This window comes from Actinokineospora sp. UTMC 2448, assembly GCF_024760565.1.
GTDB lineage: Bacteria > Actinomycetota > Actinomycetes > Mycobacteriales > Pseudonocardiaceae > Actinokineospora > Actinokineospora fastidiosa.
In genome coordinates this window covers 6,571,628-6,590,702 of sequence record NZ_CP031087.1, presented here as the reverse complement: position 1 = coordinate 6,590,702, position 19,075 = coordinate 6,571,628, and the positions used below count along the sequence as shown (strand labels likewise).

The 19,075-nt window shown below is 73.8% G+C and carries 21 protein-coding genes; 18 read left to right on the top strand and 3 right to left on the bottom strand.

Going from position 1 to position 19,075, the window contains the following annotated elements:
- Window positions 1-103: 103 nt before the first annotated feature.
- The 15 genes from Actkin_RS30440 to Actkin_RS30370 all read left to right on the top strand — a co-directional run bounded on the left by Actkin_RS30440 (window position 104) and on the right by Actkin_RS30370 (window position 13,114).
- On the top strand, window positions 104-1,594 hold the full coding sequence (locus tag Actkin_RS30440; protein WP_258905138.1) for an AMP-binding protein: 1,491 nt from the start codon (window positions 104-106) through the stop codon (window positions 1,592-1,594).
- Between the two features lie 25 nt (window positions 1,595-1,619).
- On the top strand, window positions 1,620-1,838 hold the full coding sequence (locus Actkin_RS30435) for a glutaredoxin family protein (protein ID WP_189210106.1): 219 nt from the start codon (window positions 1,620-1,622) through the stop codon (window positions 1,836-1,838).
- Window positions 1,839-1,876: 38 nt separating this feature from the next.
- Complete coding sequence (locus Actkin_RS30430) at window positions 1,877-3,403, top strand: molybdopterin-dependent oxidoreductase (protein WP_258905137.1); 1,527 nt, start codon at window positions 1,877-1,879, stop codon at window positions 3,401-3,403.
- A gap of 81 nt (window positions 3,404-3,484) precedes the next feature.
- The gene (locus Actkin_RS30425) at window positions 3,485-4,153 is read left to right on the top strand and encodes a fasciclin domain-containing protein (RefSeq protein WP_258905136.1); all 669 of its coding nucleotides are present in this window, start codon (window positions 3,485-3,487) and stop codon (window positions 4,151-4,153) included.
- A gap of 204 nt (window positions 4,154-4,357) precedes the next feature.
- Window positions 4,358-5,152 (top strand): redox-sensing transcriptional repressor Rex, encoded by a 795-nt coding sequence (locus Actkin_RS30420; RefSeq protein ID WP_189209381.1) that lies wholly within the window; start codon window positions 4,358-4,360, stop codon window positions 5,150-5,152.
- Window positions 5,149-6,462 (top strand): glutamyl-tRNA reductase, encoded by a 1,314-nt coding sequence (locus tag Actkin_RS30415; RefSeq protein ID WP_258905135.1) that lies wholly within the window; start codon window positions 5,149-5,151, stop codon window positions 6,460-6,462. The genes Actkin_RS30420 and Actkin_RS30415 overlap by 4 nt, the downstream gene beginning before the upstream one ends.
- On the top strand, window positions 6,456-7,418 hold the full coding sequence (gene hemC, locus Actkin_RS30410) for a hydroxymethylbilane synthase (protein ID WP_189210108.1): 963 nt from the start codon (window positions 6,456-6,458) through the stop codon (window positions 7,416-7,418). The genes Actkin_RS30415 and hemC overlap by 7 nt, the downstream gene beginning before the upstream one ends.
- 21 nt (window positions 7,419-7,439) lie before the next feature.
- Entirely contained in the window at window positions 7,440-8,972 is a 1,533-nt protein-coding gene (locus tag Actkin_RS30405; RefSeq protein WP_189209383.1) for a bifunctional uroporphyrinogen-III C-methyltransferase/uroporphyrinogen-III synthase, read from the top strand.
- 466 nt (window positions 8,973-9,438) lie between these two features.
- Window positions 9,439-10,410, top strand: coding sequence for a porphobilinogen synthase (hemB, locus tag Actkin_RS30400; RefSeq protein WP_189209384.1), 972 nt, complete (start codon window positions 9,439-9,441; stop codon window positions 10,408-10,410).
- 13 nt (window positions 10,411-10,423) lie between these two features.
- Window positions 10,424-10,900 carry a hypothetical protein gene (locus Actkin_RS30395; RefSeq protein ID WP_258905134.1) on the top strand — a complete coding sequence of 159 codons (477 nt, stop codon included), beginning with the start codon at window positions 10,424-10,426 and terminating at the stop codon, window positions 10,898-10,900.
- Window positions 10,897-11,334, top strand: coding sequence for a transport-regulating membrane protein Mce1N (locus Actkin_RS30390; protein ID WP_189209386.1), 438 nt, complete (start codon window positions 10,897-10,899; stop codon window positions 11,332-11,334). The genes Actkin_RS30395 and Actkin_RS30390 overlap by 4 nt, the downstream gene beginning before the upstream one ends.
- A gap of 11 nt (window positions 11,335-11,345) precedes the next feature.
- The gene (locus Actkin_RS30385) at window positions 11,346-11,819 is read left to right on the top strand and encodes a hypothetical protein (RefSeq protein WP_189209387.1); all 474 of its coding nucleotides are present in this window, start codon (window positions 11,346-11,348) and stop codon (window positions 11,817-11,819) included.
- Window positions 11,820-11,837: 18 nt separating this feature from the next.
- Window positions 11,838-12,356: a hypothetical protein gene (locus Actkin_RS30380; protein ID WP_258905133.1), complete on the top strand. Its 519-nt coding sequence runs from the start codon at window positions 11,838-11,840 to the stop codon at window positions 12,354-12,356.
- A 78-nt stretch (window positions 12,357-12,434) separates the two neighbouring features.
- Window positions 12,435-12,803, top strand: coding sequence for a hypothetical protein (locus tag Actkin_RS30375; protein WP_189209389.1), 369 nt, complete (start codon window positions 12,435-12,437; stop codon window positions 12,801-12,803).
- Window positions 12,800-13,114, top strand: a complete 315-nt coding sequence (locus Actkin_RS30370) for a hypothetical protein (protein WP_258905132.1) — start codon at window positions 12,800-12,802, stop codon at window positions 13,112-13,114. The genes Actkin_RS30375 and Actkin_RS30370 overlap by 4 nt, the downstream gene beginning before the upstream one ends.
- A gap of 408 nt (window positions 13,115-13,522) precedes the next feature.
- Here the strand turns inward: Actkin_RS30370 and Actkin_RS30365 are convergent, their stop codons facing one another.
- Together Actkin_RS30365 and Actkin_RS30360 are read right to left on the bottom strand one after the other, a co-directional pair.
- Window positions 13,523-13,744: a hypothetical protein gene (locus Actkin_RS30365; RefSeq protein ID WP_258905131.1), complete on the bottom strand. Its 222-nt coding sequence runs from the start codon at window positions 13,742-13,744 to the stop codon at window positions 13,523-13,525.
- A gap of 47 nt (window positions 13,745-13,791) precedes the next feature.
- Entirely contained in the window at window positions 13,792-15,705 is a 1,914-nt protein-coding gene (locus Actkin_RS30360; protein WP_258905130.1) for a TPM domain-containing protein, read from the bottom strand.
- Window positions 15,706-15,784: 79 nt separating this feature from the next.
- Between Actkin_RS30360 and hemL the strand changes: the two genes are divergently transcribed.
- Genes hemL through Actkin_RS30345 form a run of 3 tightly spaced genes read left to right on the top strand, consistent with a single transcriptional unit; the run spans window position 15,785 to window position 18,269 of the window.
- Window positions 15,785-17,080 carry a glutamate-1-semialdehyde 2,1-aminomutase gene (hemL, locus tag Actkin_RS30355; RefSeq protein WP_258905129.1) on the top strand — a complete coding sequence of 432 codons (1,296 nt, stop codon included), beginning with the start codon at window positions 15,785-15,787 and terminating at the stop codon, window positions 17,078-17,080.
- A complete protein-coding gene (locus tag Actkin_RS30350) occupies window positions 17,077-17,706 on the top strand; it encodes a histidine phosphatase family protein (RefSeq protein WP_189209393.1) in 630 nt (209 codons plus the stop codon). Before hemL ends, Actkin_RS30350 begins: the two co-directional genes overlap by 4 nt.
- Entirely contained in the window at window positions 17,703-18,269 is a 567-nt protein-coding gene (locus tag Actkin_RS30345) for a TlpA family protein disulfide reductase (RefSeq protein WP_258905126.1), read from the top strand. Before Actkin_RS30350 ends, Actkin_RS30345 begins: the two co-directional genes overlap by 4 nt.
- On the opposite strand, the gene shbA is transcribed toward Actkin_RS30345, so the two are convergent.
- Window positions 18,270-18,836, bottom strand: coding sequence for an RNA polymerase sigma factor ShbA (shbA, locus tag Actkin_RS30340; protein ID WP_258908053.1), 567 nt, complete (start codon window positions 18,834-18,836; stop codon window positions 18,270-18,272).
- Between the last annotated feature and the right edge of the window lie 239 nt (window positions 18,837-19,075).

The window sequence follows — 19,075 nt, the reverse complement described above, 5'->3', positions numbered from 1 at the left end:
GTGACGCGGTAGCCAGTTCATCGTGACGCGGGTGACGCGTGCCACACTGTGATCGTCTTTCGCGATCTCCTTGTGACTCGATGACGTGCTGAGGGACGAAACGATGGATGGACTGCCCACCGGCAATCTCGCCGACCCGGTCGCGGAGGCGAGCGCGAAAGTACCTCTTCATGCCGCCCTTATCGATGCCTCGGCCTCGGTATCACTCACTTGGCGGCAGGTGGACGCTGCGGTGGACGCGTGCGCGCGCGGGCTGCTCGACGCTGGCCTGCGCCCCGGCGACCGGGTGGCCCTGCGGCTGCCGACGGGCGCGGCGTTCGCCGTCGCCGTCTTCGGGATCCTCCGCGCGGGCGGGGTCGCCGTGCCCATCGGCACCGACGCCGCGCCGCGCGAGCTGGAGCGCCTGATCGCGCACAGCGGCGCCACCCTCGGCTTCGGCGACCTCCCCGGCGTGACCGTCCTGGACCACGCCCTGGGCTCCGCCGACCCGGTCGAGCCGGTCGAGCCGATCGGCGGCGGGGAGGACCTGGCCGTCATCGCCTACACCTCCGGCACCGGCGGCGAGCCGCGCGGGGCGATGCTGTCCCACCGGGCGCTGCTGGCCAACGCCGCGCAGCTCGCCCGGCTGCGGCCCGCGCCGGTCACCGCCACCGACCGCGTGCTGCTGTCGATCCCCATGTCGCACGCGTACGGGCTGTCCGGGCTGTGGCAGGTCGCCGCGACCGGCGCCACGGCCGTGCTGGTCGACAGGTTCGCCGTCGACCCCGTGCTTGAGCTGTGCGAGCGCCACCGCGTGACCGTGTTCATCGGGGTGCCCGCGATGTACACGGCGCTGACGGCGGCGGGCGCGGACCGGCTCGGCGAGGCGCTGGCCACGCTGCGGCTGTGCACCTCGGGCGCGGCCCCGCTCGACGCCCGCACGCTGGCCCTCTTCCGCGCCGAGACCGGCCTGTCGGTCTTCGAGGGCTACGGGCTCACCGAGACCGGGCCGGTGCTCACGTCCACGCTGGTCGGCGGCCTGGCCAAGCCCGGGTCGGTCGGCAGGCCCATCCCCGGGGTGCGGATCCGGCTGGTCGACAGCGACGGCACGCCCATCGGCGGCGCGCCGGACGAGGAGTCCATCGCCGTCGACTACGCCGACGACGCCGACACCGGCCTGGTCGCCGCGCAGGGCCCCAACCTGTTCAGCGGCTACTGGCCCGACGGCGCCCACGGCCCCGACGCCGAGGGCTGGTTCCGCACCGGCGACGTCGGCTACCTCGACGCCGACGGCGACCTGCACCTGGTCGACCGCGCGGGCGACCTGATCATCGTCAACGGCTTCAACGTCTACCCGCACGAGGTGGAGCAGGTGGTCGCCGAGCTGCCGTCGGTCGCCGAGGTCGCCGCGGTGGGCGTCCCGGACGAGCGCGCGGGCGAGCGGGTCAAGGTCGTCGTCGTGCCGCGCCCCGGCGAGGCGGTCGACGAGGACGCCGTGCGCGCCCACTGCGCCGAGCGGCTCGCCCGGTTCAAGGTGCCCGCGGTGGTCGAGTTCGCCGAGGGGCTGCCGCACTCGGTCACCGGCAAGCTCCGGCGCGCGGGACTGCGCGGGTAGCGTTGCCGGTGTGCGTGTCGAGGTGATGACCAGGGCCGGGTGCCCGTCCTGCGTGACGGCCGAGGCCGATGTGGCCCGCATCTGCGGCGAACTGGGTGTGGAGTGGGCCGCCGTGGACGTCGACGGCGACCCCGAGCTGCGCGCCGAGTACGGCGACCGGGTGCCGGTGATCCTGGTCGACGGGGCCGAGCACGGGTACTGGCGGGTCGAGGAGGACCGGCTGCGCGCCGTCCTCGCTCCGTAACTACCAACCCGGCGGCGGGCGGGCGTCGAATAGGACGTATGGAGACTCGCCTGCGCAGGCCGACCGCCGCGCTCATCGGGGTGCTGAGCGTGGGGGCCGCGCTGGCCGCCGGTCACCTCGTGGCCGCGTTCGTCGGCATCAACGCCTCGCCCTACCTGGCCGTCAGCAACAGCATGGTGGACCTGTCGCCGCCGTGGCTGACCGAGTTCGGCAAGCAGTTCGGCCCGGAGTGGGACAAGAAGCTGCTGTTCGTCGGCATCGCCGTCGGGATCGCCGGGTTCGCCGTCGCCGCCGGGCTGCTGTCGCGGCGCTCGGCTGTCCCCGGGGTCGTGGTGGCGGTCGTCCTCGGCGCGGTCGCGGTGGCGGCCGTGCTGTTCCGGCCCGACCTCGGCCAGCTCGCCGTGCTCGCGCCGCTGACGACCTTCGTCGTCGGCGCGGCGGTCTTCCGGTGGCTGCACCGGCTGGCGACGGACGCGGCGGACGGCGTGGACACCACCCTCGACCGGCGGAGGTTCCTCATCACCTCCGGCGGCGTGGCCGCGGGGTTCGGCCTGGCGGCCATCGCCGGGCAGGTCCTCGGCACCCGGGTCGACATCGAGGCGTCCCGGCGGGCCGTCGGCCCGATCGTGCCCGACCGGCCCGCGCCGCCCGTGCCCGCGACCGCCGACTTCGCCTCGGCGGGCACGCCCACCTTCATCACGCCGAACAGCCGGTTCTACCGCATCGACACCGCGCTGACCGTCCCGCGGCTCAGGGCCGAGGACTGGGCGCTGCGCATCCACGGCCTGGTGGACACCGAGCTGGAGCTGGACTTCGCCGACATCGCCGGGCGCGAGCTGGTCGAGCGGGTCGTCACCATGACCTGCGTGTCCAATGAGGTCGGCGGCGACCTGATCTCCACCGCGGCCTTCACGGGCGTGCCCATGCGGGAGCTGCTGGCGGAGGCCGGGGTGCGGCCCGAGGCAGGTCAGGTCTACGCGACCAGTGTGGACGGTTGGACCACGGCAACGCCCGTCGCCGACATGATGTCCGAGGAACGCGGCGCGCTGCTGGCCATCGGCATGAACGGCGAGCCGCTGCCGGTCGAGCACGGGTTCCCCGCGCGCGTGGTCGTCCCCGGCCTCTACGGCTACGTCTCGGCGACGAAGTGGGTCGTCGACCTGGAGCTGATCCGCGACGGCGAGAAGACGTTCTACTGGCAGGACCGCGGCTGGGCCAAGGAGGCGCCGATCAAGACGCAGTCGCGCATCGACGCGCCCCGCGCGTTCCAGAACCTGCCTGCCGGGAAGGTCACGATCGCGGGCGTCGCGTGGGCGCAGACCGTCGGCGTCGAGACGGTCGAGGTGCGCGTCGACGGCGGCGCGTGGCGGGCCGCCGAGCTCGCCGCCGAGGTCAACGACCAGACCTGGCGGATGTGGCGCCTCGTCGTCGACCTGCCGCCGGGCAACCACCGCGCCGAGGTCCGCGCGACCGACGCCAGCGGGCACACCCAGGCCGAGGAGCGCGTGCCGCCGATCCCCGACGGCGCGACCGGGTGGCACTCGATCCTGTTCACCGTCTCCTGATTCACCCGAACGGGGACCCAACCGCCGGGCGGGCGGCTCCGAAGTACCGGTGAGAGTCCAATCGGAACGGAGTGATCCCTGGTGAACACCAAGCTGGTTCCCGCGCTGGCCGCCGTCGCCGCCGCCGCGTTCGCGCTCAGCGCGTGCAGCAACAGCGAGGAGCCCTCGACCGGCGGCGACACCGCCGCCCCGACCACCACCACGATGGCCGCGCCCACGACCACCACCGAGGCCATGGCCCAGGGCGTGACCACCCCCGATGACACCTTCGGCCCGGCCTGCTCCCAGCTGCCCGCCGAGGGCGAGCCCGGCAGCCTCGACGCGATGGGCCCGCAGCCGGTCGCCACCGCCGCGAGCACCAACCCGCTGCTGACCAAGCTCGTCGCCGCCGTCGGCGCCGTGGACGGCCTGGCCGACACCCTCAACAGCGCCGAGGCGCTGACGGTGTTCGCCCCGGCCGACCCGGCCTTCGCCGCGCTCGGCGACGCGAAGTTCCAGGAGCTGGCTGGCAAGCCCGACCAGCTCGCCCCGATCCTGCAGTTCCACGTCGTCCCGCAGCGCTACGACGCCGAGGGCCTGCGGGAGGCGGGCACCGTGCAGTCGCTGAACGACTCCGCGCCCGCGCTGAAGATCGAGGGCGAGGGCGACACCATGACCGTGAACGGCGCCAAGGTGCTCTGCGGCAACATCCCGACCGCGAACGCCACCGTGTTCGTGATCGACACCGTCATGACGCCCCCGGCGGCCTGACCGGACGCCGACGGAAGCGGGGTGGGACCCACGTCCCGCCCCGCTTCCGCGCGTCCGCACCACGGCACGCCGAAAGTGGCCCCGGTCGCACCCCGCCGCGCAGAGTGTGGTGTGTGTCAAGCCCTCTACCACTGACTTTGTGCACACGTTCACAAGCGGTACCGTGGTGACAACCCGGTGACATGTCTGTCGAGGAGTAGCAGCGTGGCGGCACAGCGAGGCCAGCGGAACGGGGTCGGCCCGGCCGCCCCGAACGCCGCCGAGGTCACCGCGCCCATCCCGAGGGTGGCCGAGGTGCCCGCGGCCCGTGAGCGCGCCCGCGCCATCCCCGAGGCCGCCGTCGCCCGGCTCGCCGTCTACCTGCGGGTCCTGTCCGGGCTGCAGGAGCAGGGCGCGGGCACGGTATCCAGCGAGGAGCTCGCGGTGGCCGCCGGGGTCAACTCGGCCAAGCTGCGCAAGGACCTGTCCTACATCGGCTCCTACGGCACCCGGGGCGTCGGCTACGAGGTCGCGGTGCTCATCGAGGAGATCGAGCGGATCCTCGGCCTGACCCGCAAGCACAGCGTCGCGGTGGTCGGCATCGGCAACCTCGGCCACGCGCTGGCCAACTACGGCGGCTTCCCCGGCCGCGGCTTCCCGGTGAGCGCCCTGTTCGACATCGACGCCGACCTCATCGGCGTCCCGGTCGGCGGCATCCCGGTCGACCACATCGACGACATCACCCGCGTCTGCGCCGAGCGCGAGGTCTCCATCGGGGTCATCGCCACCCCGCCGCCCGCCGCGCAGGGCGTCTGCGACCGGCTGGTCGCCGCGGGCGTGCAGTGCATCCTCAACTTCGCCCCGGTGGTCCTGCAGGTGCCCGACCACGTCGAGGTCCGCAAGGTCGACCTCGCCGTCGAGCTGCAGGTCCTGTCCTTCCACGTGGCCCGCAGGGCAGACGGACCGGCGCCCGCTAGCGCGAGCCTGAACGGGCGGGTCGATGGGATGGTGGTCTCGTGAGCATCCTCGCCATCGGCATGTCGCACCGGACCGCGGACCTGCGCGTGCTCGAACAGGTCGCCGTGTCGGCCCCGGACGTGCCCAAGCTGCTCGGCGAGCTGATCGAGTGCCCGGCGGTCACCGAGGCCATGCTGGTCTCGACGTGCAACCGGGTCGAGGTCTACGCCGTGGTCGAGGCGTTCCACGCCGGTCTCGCCGACGTCGTCGGCGTGCTGTCCCGGCACTCCGGGCTCGCCGCCACCGACCTGCACGACCACCTGTACGTGCACTACGCCGCCGCCGCGGCCCAGCACCTGTTCACCGTCGCCGCGGGCCTGGACTCGATGGTCGTCGGCGAGGCGCAGATCCTCGGCCAGGTCCGGCAGGCCTACCAGGCGGCGGGCGAGGCCGGGACCGTCGGCCGCGCGCTGCACGAGCTGACCCAGCAGGCGCTGCGCATCGGCAAGCGCGTGCACTCCGACACCGGCCTCGACGCCGCGGGCGCGTCCGTGGTCAGCGAGGCGCTGGCCGACGCCGACCGCGTGCTCGACGGCCTGGCCGGACGGCACGCGCTGATCGTCGGCGCGGGCTCCATGGGCGGGCTCGCCGCCGCCGCGCTGCGCCGGGCCGCCATCGGCTCGATCGCCGTGGCCAACCGCACGCGGGCCAACGGCATGCGGCTGGCCGCCGCGCTGTCCGAGCAGGGCGTGCCCGCCTCCGCCGTCGGCATGGACGACCTCGCCGCCCAGATCGCGCGGGCCGACCTCGTGGTCGCCTGCACCGGGGCCATGGGCGCGGTCGTGCTCGCCTCCCACGTCGCCCCCCGCACCCGCCCGCTCGTCGTGTGCGACCTCGGGCTGCCCCGCGACGTCGAGGACGGCGTCGGCGACGTGCCCGGCGTGCGCCTTGTCGACCTGGAGAGCCTGCAGCGGCGGCTGGCCGAGGCGCCCAGCGGCCTGGACACCCGCCGGGCCCACGAGATGGTGGCCGAGGAGGTGCGCGCCTACCTGGCCGCGCAGCGCTCGGCCGCGGTCACCCCCACGGTGACGGCGCTGCGCAGGCGGGCGGCCGAGGTCGTCGACGCCGAGCTGCTGCGCCTGGACACCCGACTGCCCGAACTGGACGAGACGGTCCGCGGCGAGCTCGCCCGCACCGTGCGCCGGGTGGTCGACAAACTGCTGCACACCCCGACGGTGCGGGTCAAGGAGCTGGCGTCCGGGCCCGACGGCACCGGGTACGCCGACGCGCTGCGCGAGCTGTTCGGGCTCGACCCCGCCGCGCCCGCCGCCCTCACCGCCGCCGAATCTACTGTGGACGGCCGCTCATCATGAGGACACTTCGCATCGGAACCCGGGGCAGCGCCCTGGCGGTCGCGCAGACCGGCACGATCGCCGACGCCCTGGAGAAGGCGGGCGCGCGGGTCGAGATCGTCACCATCGCCACGCCCGGCGACCTGTCGGACGCCCCGATCGCCCAGATCGGCATCGGCGTGTTCACCTCGGCGCTGCGCGACGCGCTCGCCGACGGCAGCGTCGACGTGGCCGTGCACTCCTACAAGGACCTGCCGACCACGCCGGACCCGAGGCTCTCGCTGGCCGCGGTGTCGCGGCGGGAGGACCCGCGCGACGCGCTCATCGCCCGCGACGGGCTGACCCTGGGCGAGCTGCCGCCCGGCTCCACCGTCGGCACCGGCTCGCCCCGGCGGGCCGCGCAGCTGCACGCGCTCGGCCTCGGCCTGACGGTCGTGCCGATCCGCGGCAACGTGGACACCCGGGTCAGGAAGGTGCGCGACGGCGAGCTGGACGCCGTCGTGCTGGCCCGAGCGGGACTGGCCCGGCTGGGCAGGCTCGACGAGATCACCGAGACGCTGGACCCGATCCAGATGCTGCCCGCGCCCGCCCAGGGCGCGCTGGCGATCGAGTGCCGGGTCGACGACGTCGACACCGAGCACCTGCTTCGCTCCACTGTGGACGACGAGGGGACGCGGGCGGCCGCGGCCGCGGAGCGCGCGCTGCTGGCCGCGCTCGAGGCAGGCTGCAGCGCGCCCGTCGGGGCGCTCGCCGATGTGGTGGAGGACCTCGACGCCGACGACAAGGTGGTCATGCGCCTGTCGCTGCGCGGGGTCGCCGCCGTGCACGCGCCGGACACCGACCCGATCACCGGGCCGGTGGACATCCTGCGCGCCTCGGCCACGGGGGACCTGACCGATGCATGCCAGCTCGGCCGCGCGGTGGCCGCCGAGCTGCTGGAACTCGGCGCCGGGGTGCTTTCCGGCCCCGAGCAGTAGTTGATGAGGAAGTGGCCTGACATGACCACCCGTGCCCGCAAGTCCCCCGGCCGCGTCGCGTTCGTGGGCTCCGGACCCGGTGACGCCGGACTGCTGACCGTGCGCGCCAGGGAGCTGCTCGACCGCGCCGAACTGGTGGTGACCGATCCCGACGTACCCGCGGGCGTGCTCGCCTGCACCCGCGCCGACGCCGAGGTCCGCCCCGCGGTGGGCGACCCCGGCGACGTCGCCAAGGACCTCGCCGCCGAGGCCAAGGCCGGACGCGTCGTCGTCCGGCTGGTCTCCGGCGACCCGCTGACCCATTCCGCGGTGGTGGCCGAGGCCCAGGCGGTGGCCAAGACCAGCGTCGCCTTCGACGTCGTGCCCGGGGTCTCCCCGGCGACGGCGGTGCCCGCCTACGCGGGCATCGCGCTCGGCTCCACGCACACCGAGGTCGACGTGCGCGGCGACATCGACTGGGCGGGCCTGGCAGGCGCGCCCGGCCCGATCGTCCTGCACGCCACGGCGTCGCACCTGGCCGAGGCCGCCTCGGCGCTGGTCGAGCACGGCCTCGCCGCGCAGACCCCGGTCGCGGTCACCGCGGAGGGCACGGCGACCAGCCAGCGCACGATCGACACGACCCTGGCGTCGCTGGCAGCGGACGCAGGCGAGATGTCCGGCCAGCTGGTGGTGACCGTGGGCGCCGTCGTCGGCGCGCGCGCGAAGCTGTCCTGGTGGGAGTCCCGCGCGCTGTACGGCTGGCGGGTGCTGGTGCCGAGGACGAAGGACCAGGCCGGGGAGATGAGCGAGCGCCTGCACCTGCACGGCGCCATCCCGTCGGAGGTCCCGACGATCTCGGTGGAGCCGCCGCGCTCGCCCGCCCAGATGGAGCGGGCGGTCAAGGGCCTGGTGGACGGCCGCTACCAGTGGGTCGTGTTCACCTCGACCAACGCGGTGCGCGCCGTGTGGGAGAAGTTCGCCGAGTTCGGCCTGGACGCCCGCGCCTTCTCCGGCGTCAAGATCGCCTGCGTCGGCGAGGCGACCGCGGAGCGCGTGCGCGGCTTCGGCATCAACCCGGAGCTGGTGCCGTCGGGCGAGCAGTCGTCCGAGGGCCTGCTGGCCGACTTCCCGCCGTACGACGACATCCTCGACCCGGTGGAGCGCGTCCTGCTGCCCCGCGCCGACATCGCCACCGAGACCCTGGCGGCAGGCCTGCGCGAACGCGGCTGGGAGATCGACGACGTGACGGCCTACCGCACCGTCCGCGCCGCCCCGCCGCCCGCCGAGACCCGCGAGATGATCAAGACCGGCGGCTTCGACGCGGTCTGCTTCACCTCGTCGTCGACGGTGCGGAACCTGGTCGGCATCGCTGGCAAGCCGCACGCGCGGACCCTGGTGGCCTGCATCGGCCCGAAGACGGCGGAGACGGCGAAGGAGTTCGGGCTGCGGGTGGACGTGCAGCCTGAGCACGCGACCGTGCCTGCGCTGGTGGACGCGCTGGCCGAGCACGCTGCTCGCTTGCGTGCGGAGGGTGCGCTCCCGCCGCCCCGGAAGACGAAGCGCGCCCGGCGCTGATTGTGCTCGCCTCGCCCGTCACCTTGTGGTGGCGGGCGTTTGGCGTGTTTGTGGGGCGCCATTGTTGGTGGGACGCCATTAGAGAACGCGATTTGCTTTGTTGGTCCGATGGGGTGGACCCGCATTCGCGGGGCCCCTAAGCGAAGCGTCGCGGGCGCGGAGAAGCGGCGGATCGGCGAAGCCGTCCGCGCCCGGGCGAGGGTAGCGACGCTTCGCTCCCCACGAATGCGGGTCCACCCCATCGGACAGAGCCCGTGGGGCGTGTCGCGTTGGGTGGGTGGTCGCCGTGCATCCCCTTCTTGCCCGCTAGCGCACTGGCTTCGGCGTCTGCCTCGGCTCATCGCGGATTTCGTTTCCGTCCTGGTTCCCTGCGGTTCCCTTTCTGCGGTTCCGTCCCCACTCGGACGTGGGGGAGGGCACGGTGGGGTGTGGTCGGGAGGCCTGCCGCCGCCGATAGAATGAGACGATGTTTCCCAGCCATCGGCCGCGCAGGCTTCGGGGGACGGCGGCCATGCGGCGCATGGTGGCCGAGACCGAGGTGGCGCCGCGTCAGCTGATCCTGCCGATGTTCGTCAAGGAAGGCGCCACCGAGCCGGTCGCCGTTTCGAGTATGCCCGGGGTTGTGCAGCACAGTCGGGACTCGTTGCGGAAGGCGGCGGTCGAGGCCGTTCAGGCCGGGGTGGGCGGGATCATGCTGTTCGGCGTGCCCACCACCAAGGACGCGGTCGGGTCCGGGGGCGTCGACCCGGACGGGATCCTCAACGCCGCGCTGAGGGATCTGCGGGGTGAGCTCGGCGACGACACCGTCCTGATGTCGGACCTGTGCCTCGACGAGTTCACCGACCACGGCCACTGCGGGGTCCTCGACGACGACGGGCGGGTCGACAACGACGCCACGCTGTCGATCTACGCCCAGATGGCCGTCGCGCAGGCCGAGGCCGGGGCGCACCTGCTCGGGCCCAGCGGGATGATGGACGGGCAGGTCGGCGTCGTGCGGGAGGCGCTGGACGCGGCCGGGTTGATCGACACCGGCATCCTCGCCTACTCCGCCAAGTACGCCTCCGCCTTCTTCGGCCCGTTCCGCGAGGCCGTCGAGTCCACGCTCACCGGCGACCGCCTCACCTACCAGCAGGACCCGGCCAACGTGCGGGAGTCGCTGCGGGAGACCGCGCTCGACCTGCGGGAGGGCGCCGACCTGGTGATGGTCAAGCCCGCGCTGGCCTACCTCGACGTCATCCGCGCCGTGCGGGAGATGTCCGACGTGCCGGTCGCGGCCTACCAGGTGTCCGGCGAGTACGCGATGATCGAGGCGGCCGCGGCCAAGGGCTGGCTGGACCGGCGGCGGGCCGTCATGGAGACGCTGGTGTCGATCCGCCGCGCTGGCGCGGACCTGGTGCTCACCTACTGGGCCACCGAGGCAGCGCGCTGGCTGCGCTGAGTATCGTCGAGCGGTGACCACCGAAGAACCGCCGATCATGCCGACGGCCGACGAGGCGGCGGGCGATCAGGTGCGGCCGCCCGGCCTGGTGTCGGCCACCTACTGGCTCTGGCTCGTCGCCGGGGCCATCGGGCTGGCCGGTGGGCTGGCCGTGATGCTCAACCAGCGCACGCTGGTCGACGGGATGGCCAAGGCGCAGTCGCTGCCGCCCGAGCAGGCGCAGGAGATCGTCCAGGGCCTCACGGTCTGGCTGGTCACCGGCTCGGCGGTCTTCCTGATCCTGTACTGGCTGCTGGCCTACCAGGCGCGGACGGGCGTCCGGAAGGCGCGCACGCTGCTGCTCGTCGTCGGCGTGCTGAGCGCGTTCTTCCAGTACGGCTTCGGCCGGGTCACCATCTTCGGGCTGGTCTGCGCGCTGCTCACCGTCCTGGCGATGGCGCTGATGTACTTCCCGGCGTCGCGCCGCTTCTACGACGCCCACGGGCGATGAGCGTCCGCTACGCCGAGCCGGGCTCCACCTGGTGGCCGGTGCTGTGGGCGCCCGCGTTCTGCCTGGCGGGCGCGGGCGTGGAGGCGCTGAGCGGGCCGGTGCACGTGTTCGCGTGGGTCGTCGTCGGGATCGTGCTGACGCTCATGGCCGCCGGGTGGGTCAACGCCCGCCGCAAGGTGTGCGCGGTCGAGCTGACCGACGAGACCCTGCGCCAGGGCCCGCAGACGCTCCCCGTCGAGCGCATCGCCGGGCTGGGCGAGGGCGACGGCACAGGCGCCCCGGTGCTCGGCGGCGGGCTGGCCGTGCCGCGCAAGACCACGGAGATCCCGTTGACGCTCGACGACGGCAGCACCGTGCTGGCCTGGGCGAAGTACCCGGGCCGGATGCGTGCCGCGCTGACCACCGTTCTCGGTGCGCGATCGGAGGACCAGTGACCTTCCCCGCCATGCCCCCGCTCCCGGTGCCGTCCACGCCGCCGCGGCCGAAGGCCCTCGACACGGCCGCGTGGCTGGCCATCGGCGGCACCCTCGTCGGCTCGGTCGGCACGGTGATCACCGTGTTCGACGACGAGTTCGCCGCCCAGGTCGTGCGCACGCAGCAGGGCGCGACCGAGGCCGAGATCGCGATGATGACCCGCGCCGTGCCGATCGCCGGGGTGATCGGCGTGCTGATCACGATCGGCTTGTTCACGCTGCTGGCGCTGATGTTCCGGGACGGCCGCAACTGGGCGCGGGTGGTGTTCGCCGGGCTGACGGCGTTCAGCCTGGTCCGCTTCCTCACCGCGGCGGCGCAGACCAACGCCGAGCTGGGGCTGATGTGGAACCTGGCGGACGTGGCCTGCTGCTCGGCCGCGGTGGTGTACCTGTTCCAGCGCGAGTCGTCGGCCTACTTCCAGGCCCGCATGCGGAGACCCCGCTGACGCAATAGCGTTTTCCGCATGACTACCAGCGGCCCTGACAACCCGTACGAACCGATGCCCCCGGCCCCGCCCGTGCACCCGGAACCGGCAAGTCCGGGCAAGGACCGGCCCAAGATGGTCTCCATCGCGTTCTGGCTGTGGATCGCGGTGTCCGTGCTGCTCCTGATCAGCCTGATCGGCGCACTGTCGATCGACCGCGGCGCGGTGGAGGACGCGCTGCGGGAGGCCAACACCGGCATCGGCGACGACCAGCTTGGCCAGGCAGCCGACGTGTTCCTCGCGGTGGCGATCGCCCTCCCGGCGATCTTCCTCGTCGCCTTCCTCGGCTGCGCCTTCCCGATGCGGGCGGGGCGCAACTGGGCGCGGATCGTGCTCACGGTGTTCGGCGGCCTGCTGATCCTGCTGACGCTGCTCGGCACGGCCAGCGCCAACGCGGGCGTCACGTTCGTGATCATCGCCTTCGTCGCGGCGGCCATCGTGACCATGTACCTGCGGGACTCGAACGACTACTTCAAGGGACAGCGGCGGACCTACTGAGGATTCGGTAACGCGGGAGGGGCCAGCGGCTACATATCCCCCGTGATGGCGTCTCACCCTGATCCCTTGGTGCGTCCGGTGGCTGTGACAGCCGCGTTATGCGGGGCGTTCCTGGGCGCGGGCGCGGTGGGGGTGCTGCTGGCGCTCTCCGACCGCGAGCCCGACTGGATGGCGGTCAGCGCGGGCGTCGCGGCGCTCGGCGCGCTGGCCGCCGCGTTCCCCGTCCGCACCGGCCACGCGTGGGCGCGGGTGGCGCTGTTCGTGTGCGCCCTGTGGGGCGTGCTGACCGCGCACGCGGTGGCGGTGGCGCTGTCCGCGCCGCTGGACATGGTGGCCGGGACGGTGTTGGCGCTGACATGGGCGGCGGTGATCGCGCTGCTGCTGCGCGCGGACGTCCGCGAGTTCTGCACGGGTCCCGCCGCGGGCCATGAGAGGCTGACCGGGTGACCGCGGAGACCGCCGAGGGCGCCCACCTGACCTGGCCCGAACCCACCCAGCCGCTCAACCAGCCGCGGCGGGGCGTCGTCGCGGCGATCGAGGTCGTGGCGGCGGCGGGCCTGGTGGCGCTGGCCCTGTGGCTGTGGAACCGCGGCGTGGTCGTGACGACGCCGCTGGCCGAACGCCCCGACCTGGAGTTCACCGAGTACGCGGGCGACCTGGTCGCCCTGTCGGTCGCCTCGGGCACCGCGGCCGCCCTGACCCTCCTCGACGCGGTCCGCAACCTCGTCCTGGCCGTGCGCGCCCGGCCCAAGCGCTGAGCGCGGCCGGCAACGTCGTTCTGGCCGTGCGCGCCCGGCCCAAGCGTTGAGCGCGGCCGGCAACGTCGTTCTGGCCGTGCGGGGCCGGCCCAAGCGTTGAGCGCGGCCGGCAACGTCGTTCTGGCCGTGCGGGGCCGGCCCAAGCGTTGAGCGCGGCCGGCAACGTCGTTCTGGCCGTGCGGGGCCGGCCCAAGCGTTGAGCGCGGCCGGCAACGTCGTTCTGGCCGTGCGGGGCCGGCCCAAGCGTTGAGCGCGGCCGGCAACGTCGTTCTGGCCGTGCGGGCCCGGCCCAAGGGCTGAGTGTCCTCGGCGCGGTCCGCAATCTCGCTCGGCTATGCGGGCCCTGCCCAAGTCTTCGGGCGCGGTCCGCAACCTTGTCCTCGCGGTTCGGGCGTTGGTCTGCGGCGGTTACTCGCCGCGCATCGCCCGCCGAATCTCGGCCAGGCGGTCGGCGCCTGCCTTCTCCCGTTCGGCCAGTTGCTTGTCGATCTCGGCGGCCTCGTGGCCTGCCTCGGTGAGTTCGGTCGCGCCGGTCGAGGTGGCGAAGCGGCCCTCGATCTTGTCGCGCACGTAGTCGAGGCTGGGCACGCCCGACTCGTCGTAGTCGCCCTGGGGCGGGTGCTCGCTCATGGGTGCCTTCCTCCGGGGTCTCCCGCCATTGTGCCCGGTCTCCGGGGTCAGAAGCGGCCGCCGCCGCCATAGCGGCGGGTGCCGCGGGTGCCGCCGAAGGACGCGGGGCCGAAGCCGCCGCCCCCGAACCCGCCGCCGAAGCCGCCCCCGAAGCCGCCGCCGAACGGGCCGCGGAAGCCGCCGCCGAGCATGCTGCCGATCAGGATCCCGCCCAGCATCGCGCCGGGATCGCCGGGACCGGCCATCCGGGCGCTCTCCCAGTCCTGCACGTCCGCCTCGGCCTCGGCCGCCGCCCGGGCCGCGAGGTCGTTCGCGGCCTGGGCGTGGCGCTGGCCCCCGGCCGGGTCCGGCGCGCGGTCCGCTTCGGCGAGGTGGCGGCGGGCCTCGGCCAACCGGGTGCGGGCCCGCGCGCCGACGGCGCCCCTGCGGGTGGCGATGAAGTCCTCGACCGCCGAGATCCGCGCGCTCGCCGCCGCGATCGTCTGCCGGAGCAGCTCGACCCGCTGGCGGCGCTCGCCCGCCGCGGCGATGGCGGCGTCGAGGTCGGCATCGGCCGAGGTCACCGCGGCGTGGGCGGCCAGCGGGTCGGCCGGGTCGACGTCCAGCGCTGCCCGTGCCGCGGCGAGCGCGTCGGCCAGCGCCGGGTCGTCGAGGCGTTCGGCCGCGGCGATGTCGGCGCGCAGCGCGTCGAGCGCGGCGGGCAGCTCGGCCGTGGCCGTGCGGATGCCGCTCTCGGCGTTGTCGACGGCGTCGAGCAGGGCGCGGGCCTGGCCGATCGCGCCCTCCGCCGCCCGGATCGCCGCGACGGCGTCGCCCTGTTCGCCCGCGGGCCGGGCCACGGCGGCGCGACCGTCGGCAATGGACTGTTCGGCGAAGGCGAGCCGCTGCCTGGCCATCGCCGCGTTCTCCCGCACCGCGGCGATCGCGGGCGCGGGGAACTCCCCGGCGAGCCGCTCCAGCGCGGCCTCGGACTCCGGCAGCCGCACGGTGATGCCCACCAGCTGCTCGGTCAGCGCGTCGAACCGGGCCGGGGCGTTGATCAGCAGGTCGCGCAGCGCGTCGAACTCCGCCACGCGGGCGTCGAGGTCGCGGTCGGCGCGGCCGAGGACGGCGATCAGCTCGACGAGCATGTCCCGCCGCTGCGCCGGGGTCTCCGGCAGATCGTCGTCCAGCCGCTGCCGCAGCGCGAAGGCGTGCTCCATGGCGGCCCGCGCGCCGGTGTAGGCGTCGGTGAACGGGCGCGTGCGGGCCTCGCCGAACTCGTCGCGGGCCAGCTCCAGCTCCTCGGCGCTGGCGCGCAGCGCGTTGTCCACCTCGACCAGCAGCTCCCGTGACCGCTCGTCGAGCACGTCGTCGGGCAGCTCCGCCAGCGCGGCGGGGTCGTCCGGATCGATGTCGCGCGCCGCGACCAGCCCCGCCGCCCGCCGCTGGGCCCGCTTGCGGCGGGCGTACCACCACACCGCGAGCCCGCCCACGACCAGCAGACCGACGATCACCAGCAGCGATCCGTACCCGCGCGGACCGGCGGCCGCCTGGAGCCCGACCGCCGCGGCGACGGCAGCGCCCGCCCAGTCCTGCCCGCGCAGCGCGGGCTCGACCCGCTCGACCCGGATCTCGTCGAACTCGGCGTCGCTGACCTCGGCGGGCAGGCCGGGGGAGAACATCCGGTACTCCCGCGCCTCCGTGGCCACCGCGAGCAGCACGTCCCGCTCGCCGAGCGCGCTCAGGTCGGCGGTCCGCTCGGCCCAGCCCGCGGTGTCGAAGCTGTCGACGTAGACCACCCAGAGGCGCAGCCTGCGCTCGTCGTAGAGCTGGTCGATCGCCCGCTGCACGGCGGCGCGCCCGCCGGAGAGCGCGTCGACCCGGTCGGTGATCTGGTTCGGGAGCCGCAACGGCGGCTCGGCCGCGACCGGCCCGGCCGACACGACCAGGACCGTCACCGCGAGCAACAGGCGCCACACCCTCCGCACCATAACCCCGTGACCCCGCACACGCCGGTCCGTTTGCCAGACTGGAGGTGTGACTCCGCAGCCCGCGCATGTGCGCGCATCGGCCGGCCTGTTCGACCGCGCCCGCCAGGTCATCCCCGGCGGCGTCAACTCGCCGGTGCGCGCGTTCAACGCCGTCGGCGGGACGCCCCGGTTCATGGTGGCCGCCAGCGGTCCGCACCTCTGGGACGCCGACGACAACCGCTACGTCGACCTCGTCTGCTCCTGGGGCCCGATGATCCTGGGCCACGCCCACCCGGCCGTGGTCGACGCCGTCCGGGAGGCCGCGACCGGCGGGCTGTCCTTCGGCGCGCCCACGGCCGCGGAGATCGAGCTGGCCGAGGAGATCATCGCCAGGGTCGCCCCGGTCGAGCGGGTCCGGCTGGTCAACTCCGGCACCGAGGCGACGATGAGCGCCATCCGGCTGGCCCGCGGGTTCACCGAGCGCACGAAGATCGTCAAGTTCGCGGGCTGCTACCACGGCCACGTCGACGCGCTGCTCGCCGACGCGGGCTCCGGCGTGGCCACCCTCGGCCTGCCCACCTCGCCCGGCGTGACCGGCGCGCAGGCGTCGGACACCATCGTGCTGCCGTACAACGACCTGGACGCGGTGCGGGCGGCGTTCGCCGAGCACGGCCCGTCCATCGCCGCGGTGATCACCGAGGCGGCGGCGGGCAACATGGGCGCGGTCGCCCCGCTGCCCGGGTTCAACGCGGGCCTGCGCGAGATCACCGCGGCGCACGGCGCGCTGCTGATCATGGACGAGGTGATGACCGGGTTCCGGGTGTCCGCCTCCGGCTGGCACGGCATCGAGCCGATCGCCGCCGACCTCTACACCTTCGGCAAGGTCATGTCCGGCGGCCTGCCCGCCGCCGCGTTCGGCGGCCGCGCGGACGTGATGGCCAAGCTGGCCCCGACCGGGCCGGTCTACCAGGCGGGCACGCTGTCGGGGAACCCGGTCGCCGTCGCCGCCGGGCTGGCGACGCTGCGCGCCGCCGACGCGGCCGTCTACCAGGCGTTGGACGCCAACTCCCAGCGCCTCGGCGCGCTGATCGGCGACGCGCTCACCGCGGCGTCGGTGCCGCACCGGGTGCAGTACGCGGGCAACCTGCTCAGCGTGTTCTTCACCGAGGGTGAGGTGGTCGACTACGCCTCGGCGAAGGCGGCGCAGACCTGGCGGTTCCCCGCGTTCTTCCACACCCTGCTCGACCACGGGGTGTACGCCCCGCCCAGCGCGTTCGAGGCGTGGTTCGTCAGCGCCGCCCTCGACGACGCGGCGTTCGAGGAGATCGCCGCCGCCCTGCCTCCCGCGGCGGCCGCCGCAGCGGCCGCGAAGGAGCCCGCATGACCCAGACGATCGTCCACCTCGTCCGCCACGGCGAGGTGCACAATCCCACCGGCGTGCTCTACGGCAGGCTCCCCGGCTACCGGCTCTCCGCCACCGGGGAGCGGCAGGCGCTGACGGTCGCCGAACACCTCAGCGGCAACGACATCGCGTACGTCGTCGCCTCGCCGCTGGAGCGCGCCCAGCAGACCGCCCAGCCCATCGCCGCGTCGCACCGGCTGGACCTGGCCACCGACGAGCGGCTGATCGAGTCGGAGAACGTCTTCGAGGGCCGCAAGGTCTCCGTCGGCGACGGCGCGCTGCGCTCCCCGCGCAACTGGCCGCACCTGCGCGACCCGTTCACCCCGTCGTGGGGCGAGCCGTACCTGCGCATCGCCCACCGGATGCTGGCCGCGGTGCACCGGGCGCGCGCGGCGGCCGAGGGCCGGGAGGCGGTGTGCGTGTCGCACCAGCTGCCGGTGTGGACGGTCCGGCGGTACCTGGAGGGCAGGCGGCTGTGGCACAACCCCACCCGCCGCCAGTGCTCGCTGGCGTCGCTGACCAGCCTCGTCTTCGAGCACGAGCAACTGGTCGCCATCCGCTACAGCGAGCCTGCCGGGGCGAGCGACCCGAAGAACACCGGCGCATGAGGGCGGTCATCGCGGTCCTGGCCCTGCTGTTCGCGGCGGGCTGCACCGGGACGGACAACTCGCCGACGAACTCCGAGTTCGTCTTCGTCTCCCCGGGCGGCCAGACCGACATCACCTACGACGGCGCCGACCGCAAGCCGCTGCCCGAGCTGTCCGGGCCGTCGCTGATGGAGCCGGGCACGACGCTGTCCCTTTCGGACTACCGGGGCAAGGTCGTCGTGCTCAACGTCTGGGGCTCCTGGTGCCCCCCGTGCCGCGTCGAGGCCCCGGAGCTGCAGAAGGTCCAGGACGAGTACGGCGACAAGGGCGTGCAGGTCCTCGGCATCGCCGTCCGGGACTTCCAGGAGACCGAGCCCCGGGACTTCATGATCAACCAGGGCCTGACCTACCCGTCGATCTACGACCCCCCGGGCCGCTCGCTGCTGGCGCTGAAGGGCTACCCCCGCGCGGTGGTGCCCGCCACCTTCGTCATCGACAAGCAAGGCCGCGTCGCCGCCGCCTTCATGCGCGAGCTGCTCGCCTCCGACCTCGAACCCATCCTCGGCCGCCTGGTGGCGGAGTAGTCAGAGCCAGTCCTCCGCCTTCAGCCTCCCGCGGAGTTTGCCCAGGGCCCGGTGTTGGGCCACGCGGACGGCGGTGGGGCTCATGCGCAGGGTGGCGGCGATCTCCGTGGCGGTCAGGCCGACGACCATGCGGAGGATGAGGATGTCGCGCTGGCGGGGGGCGATGTCGTTGAGCAGGGCGGCCATGCGGCTGGTCAGTTCGCCGCGGACGGCCAGCTGCTCGGGGCCCACGCCCGCGTCGGGGATGTCGGGGAACTCGGCGACGGACTCGTAGCGGTCGCGGGCGACGCGGCGGTAGTGGTCGGCGACCTTGTTGGAGGCGATGCCGTACACGAACGGCATGAAGGCCGTGCTCGCGTCGGTGAAGCGGGGGACGGCCTTGAGGACGCCGAGAATGATCTCCTGGGCGACGTCGTCGGCGGTGGAGAAGGCCGAGCCGGTGCGGCCGATGCGGGCTCGGCAGTAGCGGACTATCGCCGGATGGATCCAGGAGACCAGCGTGTCGGCCGCGCCGCGGTCGCCGAGGCGGGCGCGGTCGACCAACTCGTGGAACGCCGATGACTTCAAGCGGGTGAACACCGCGTCGACCGCGGGGCGGACTGATTCGGCCACGACCGGCACCTCCTCCTACTCCCTTCGGACCAGGAGTAGCGCCGTATACGGTCCCAGGCCGACAAGGAGCAAAATCGATTCAGTACCCCAACCGCAGGTTTCCTGTTCAAATTCGCAGGTCACCCCCGTTACAGGAGGAACACTCGAATGTGCCTGTGACCCAGCCCGCGCCAGCCGACCTCCGGCTGCGGCCA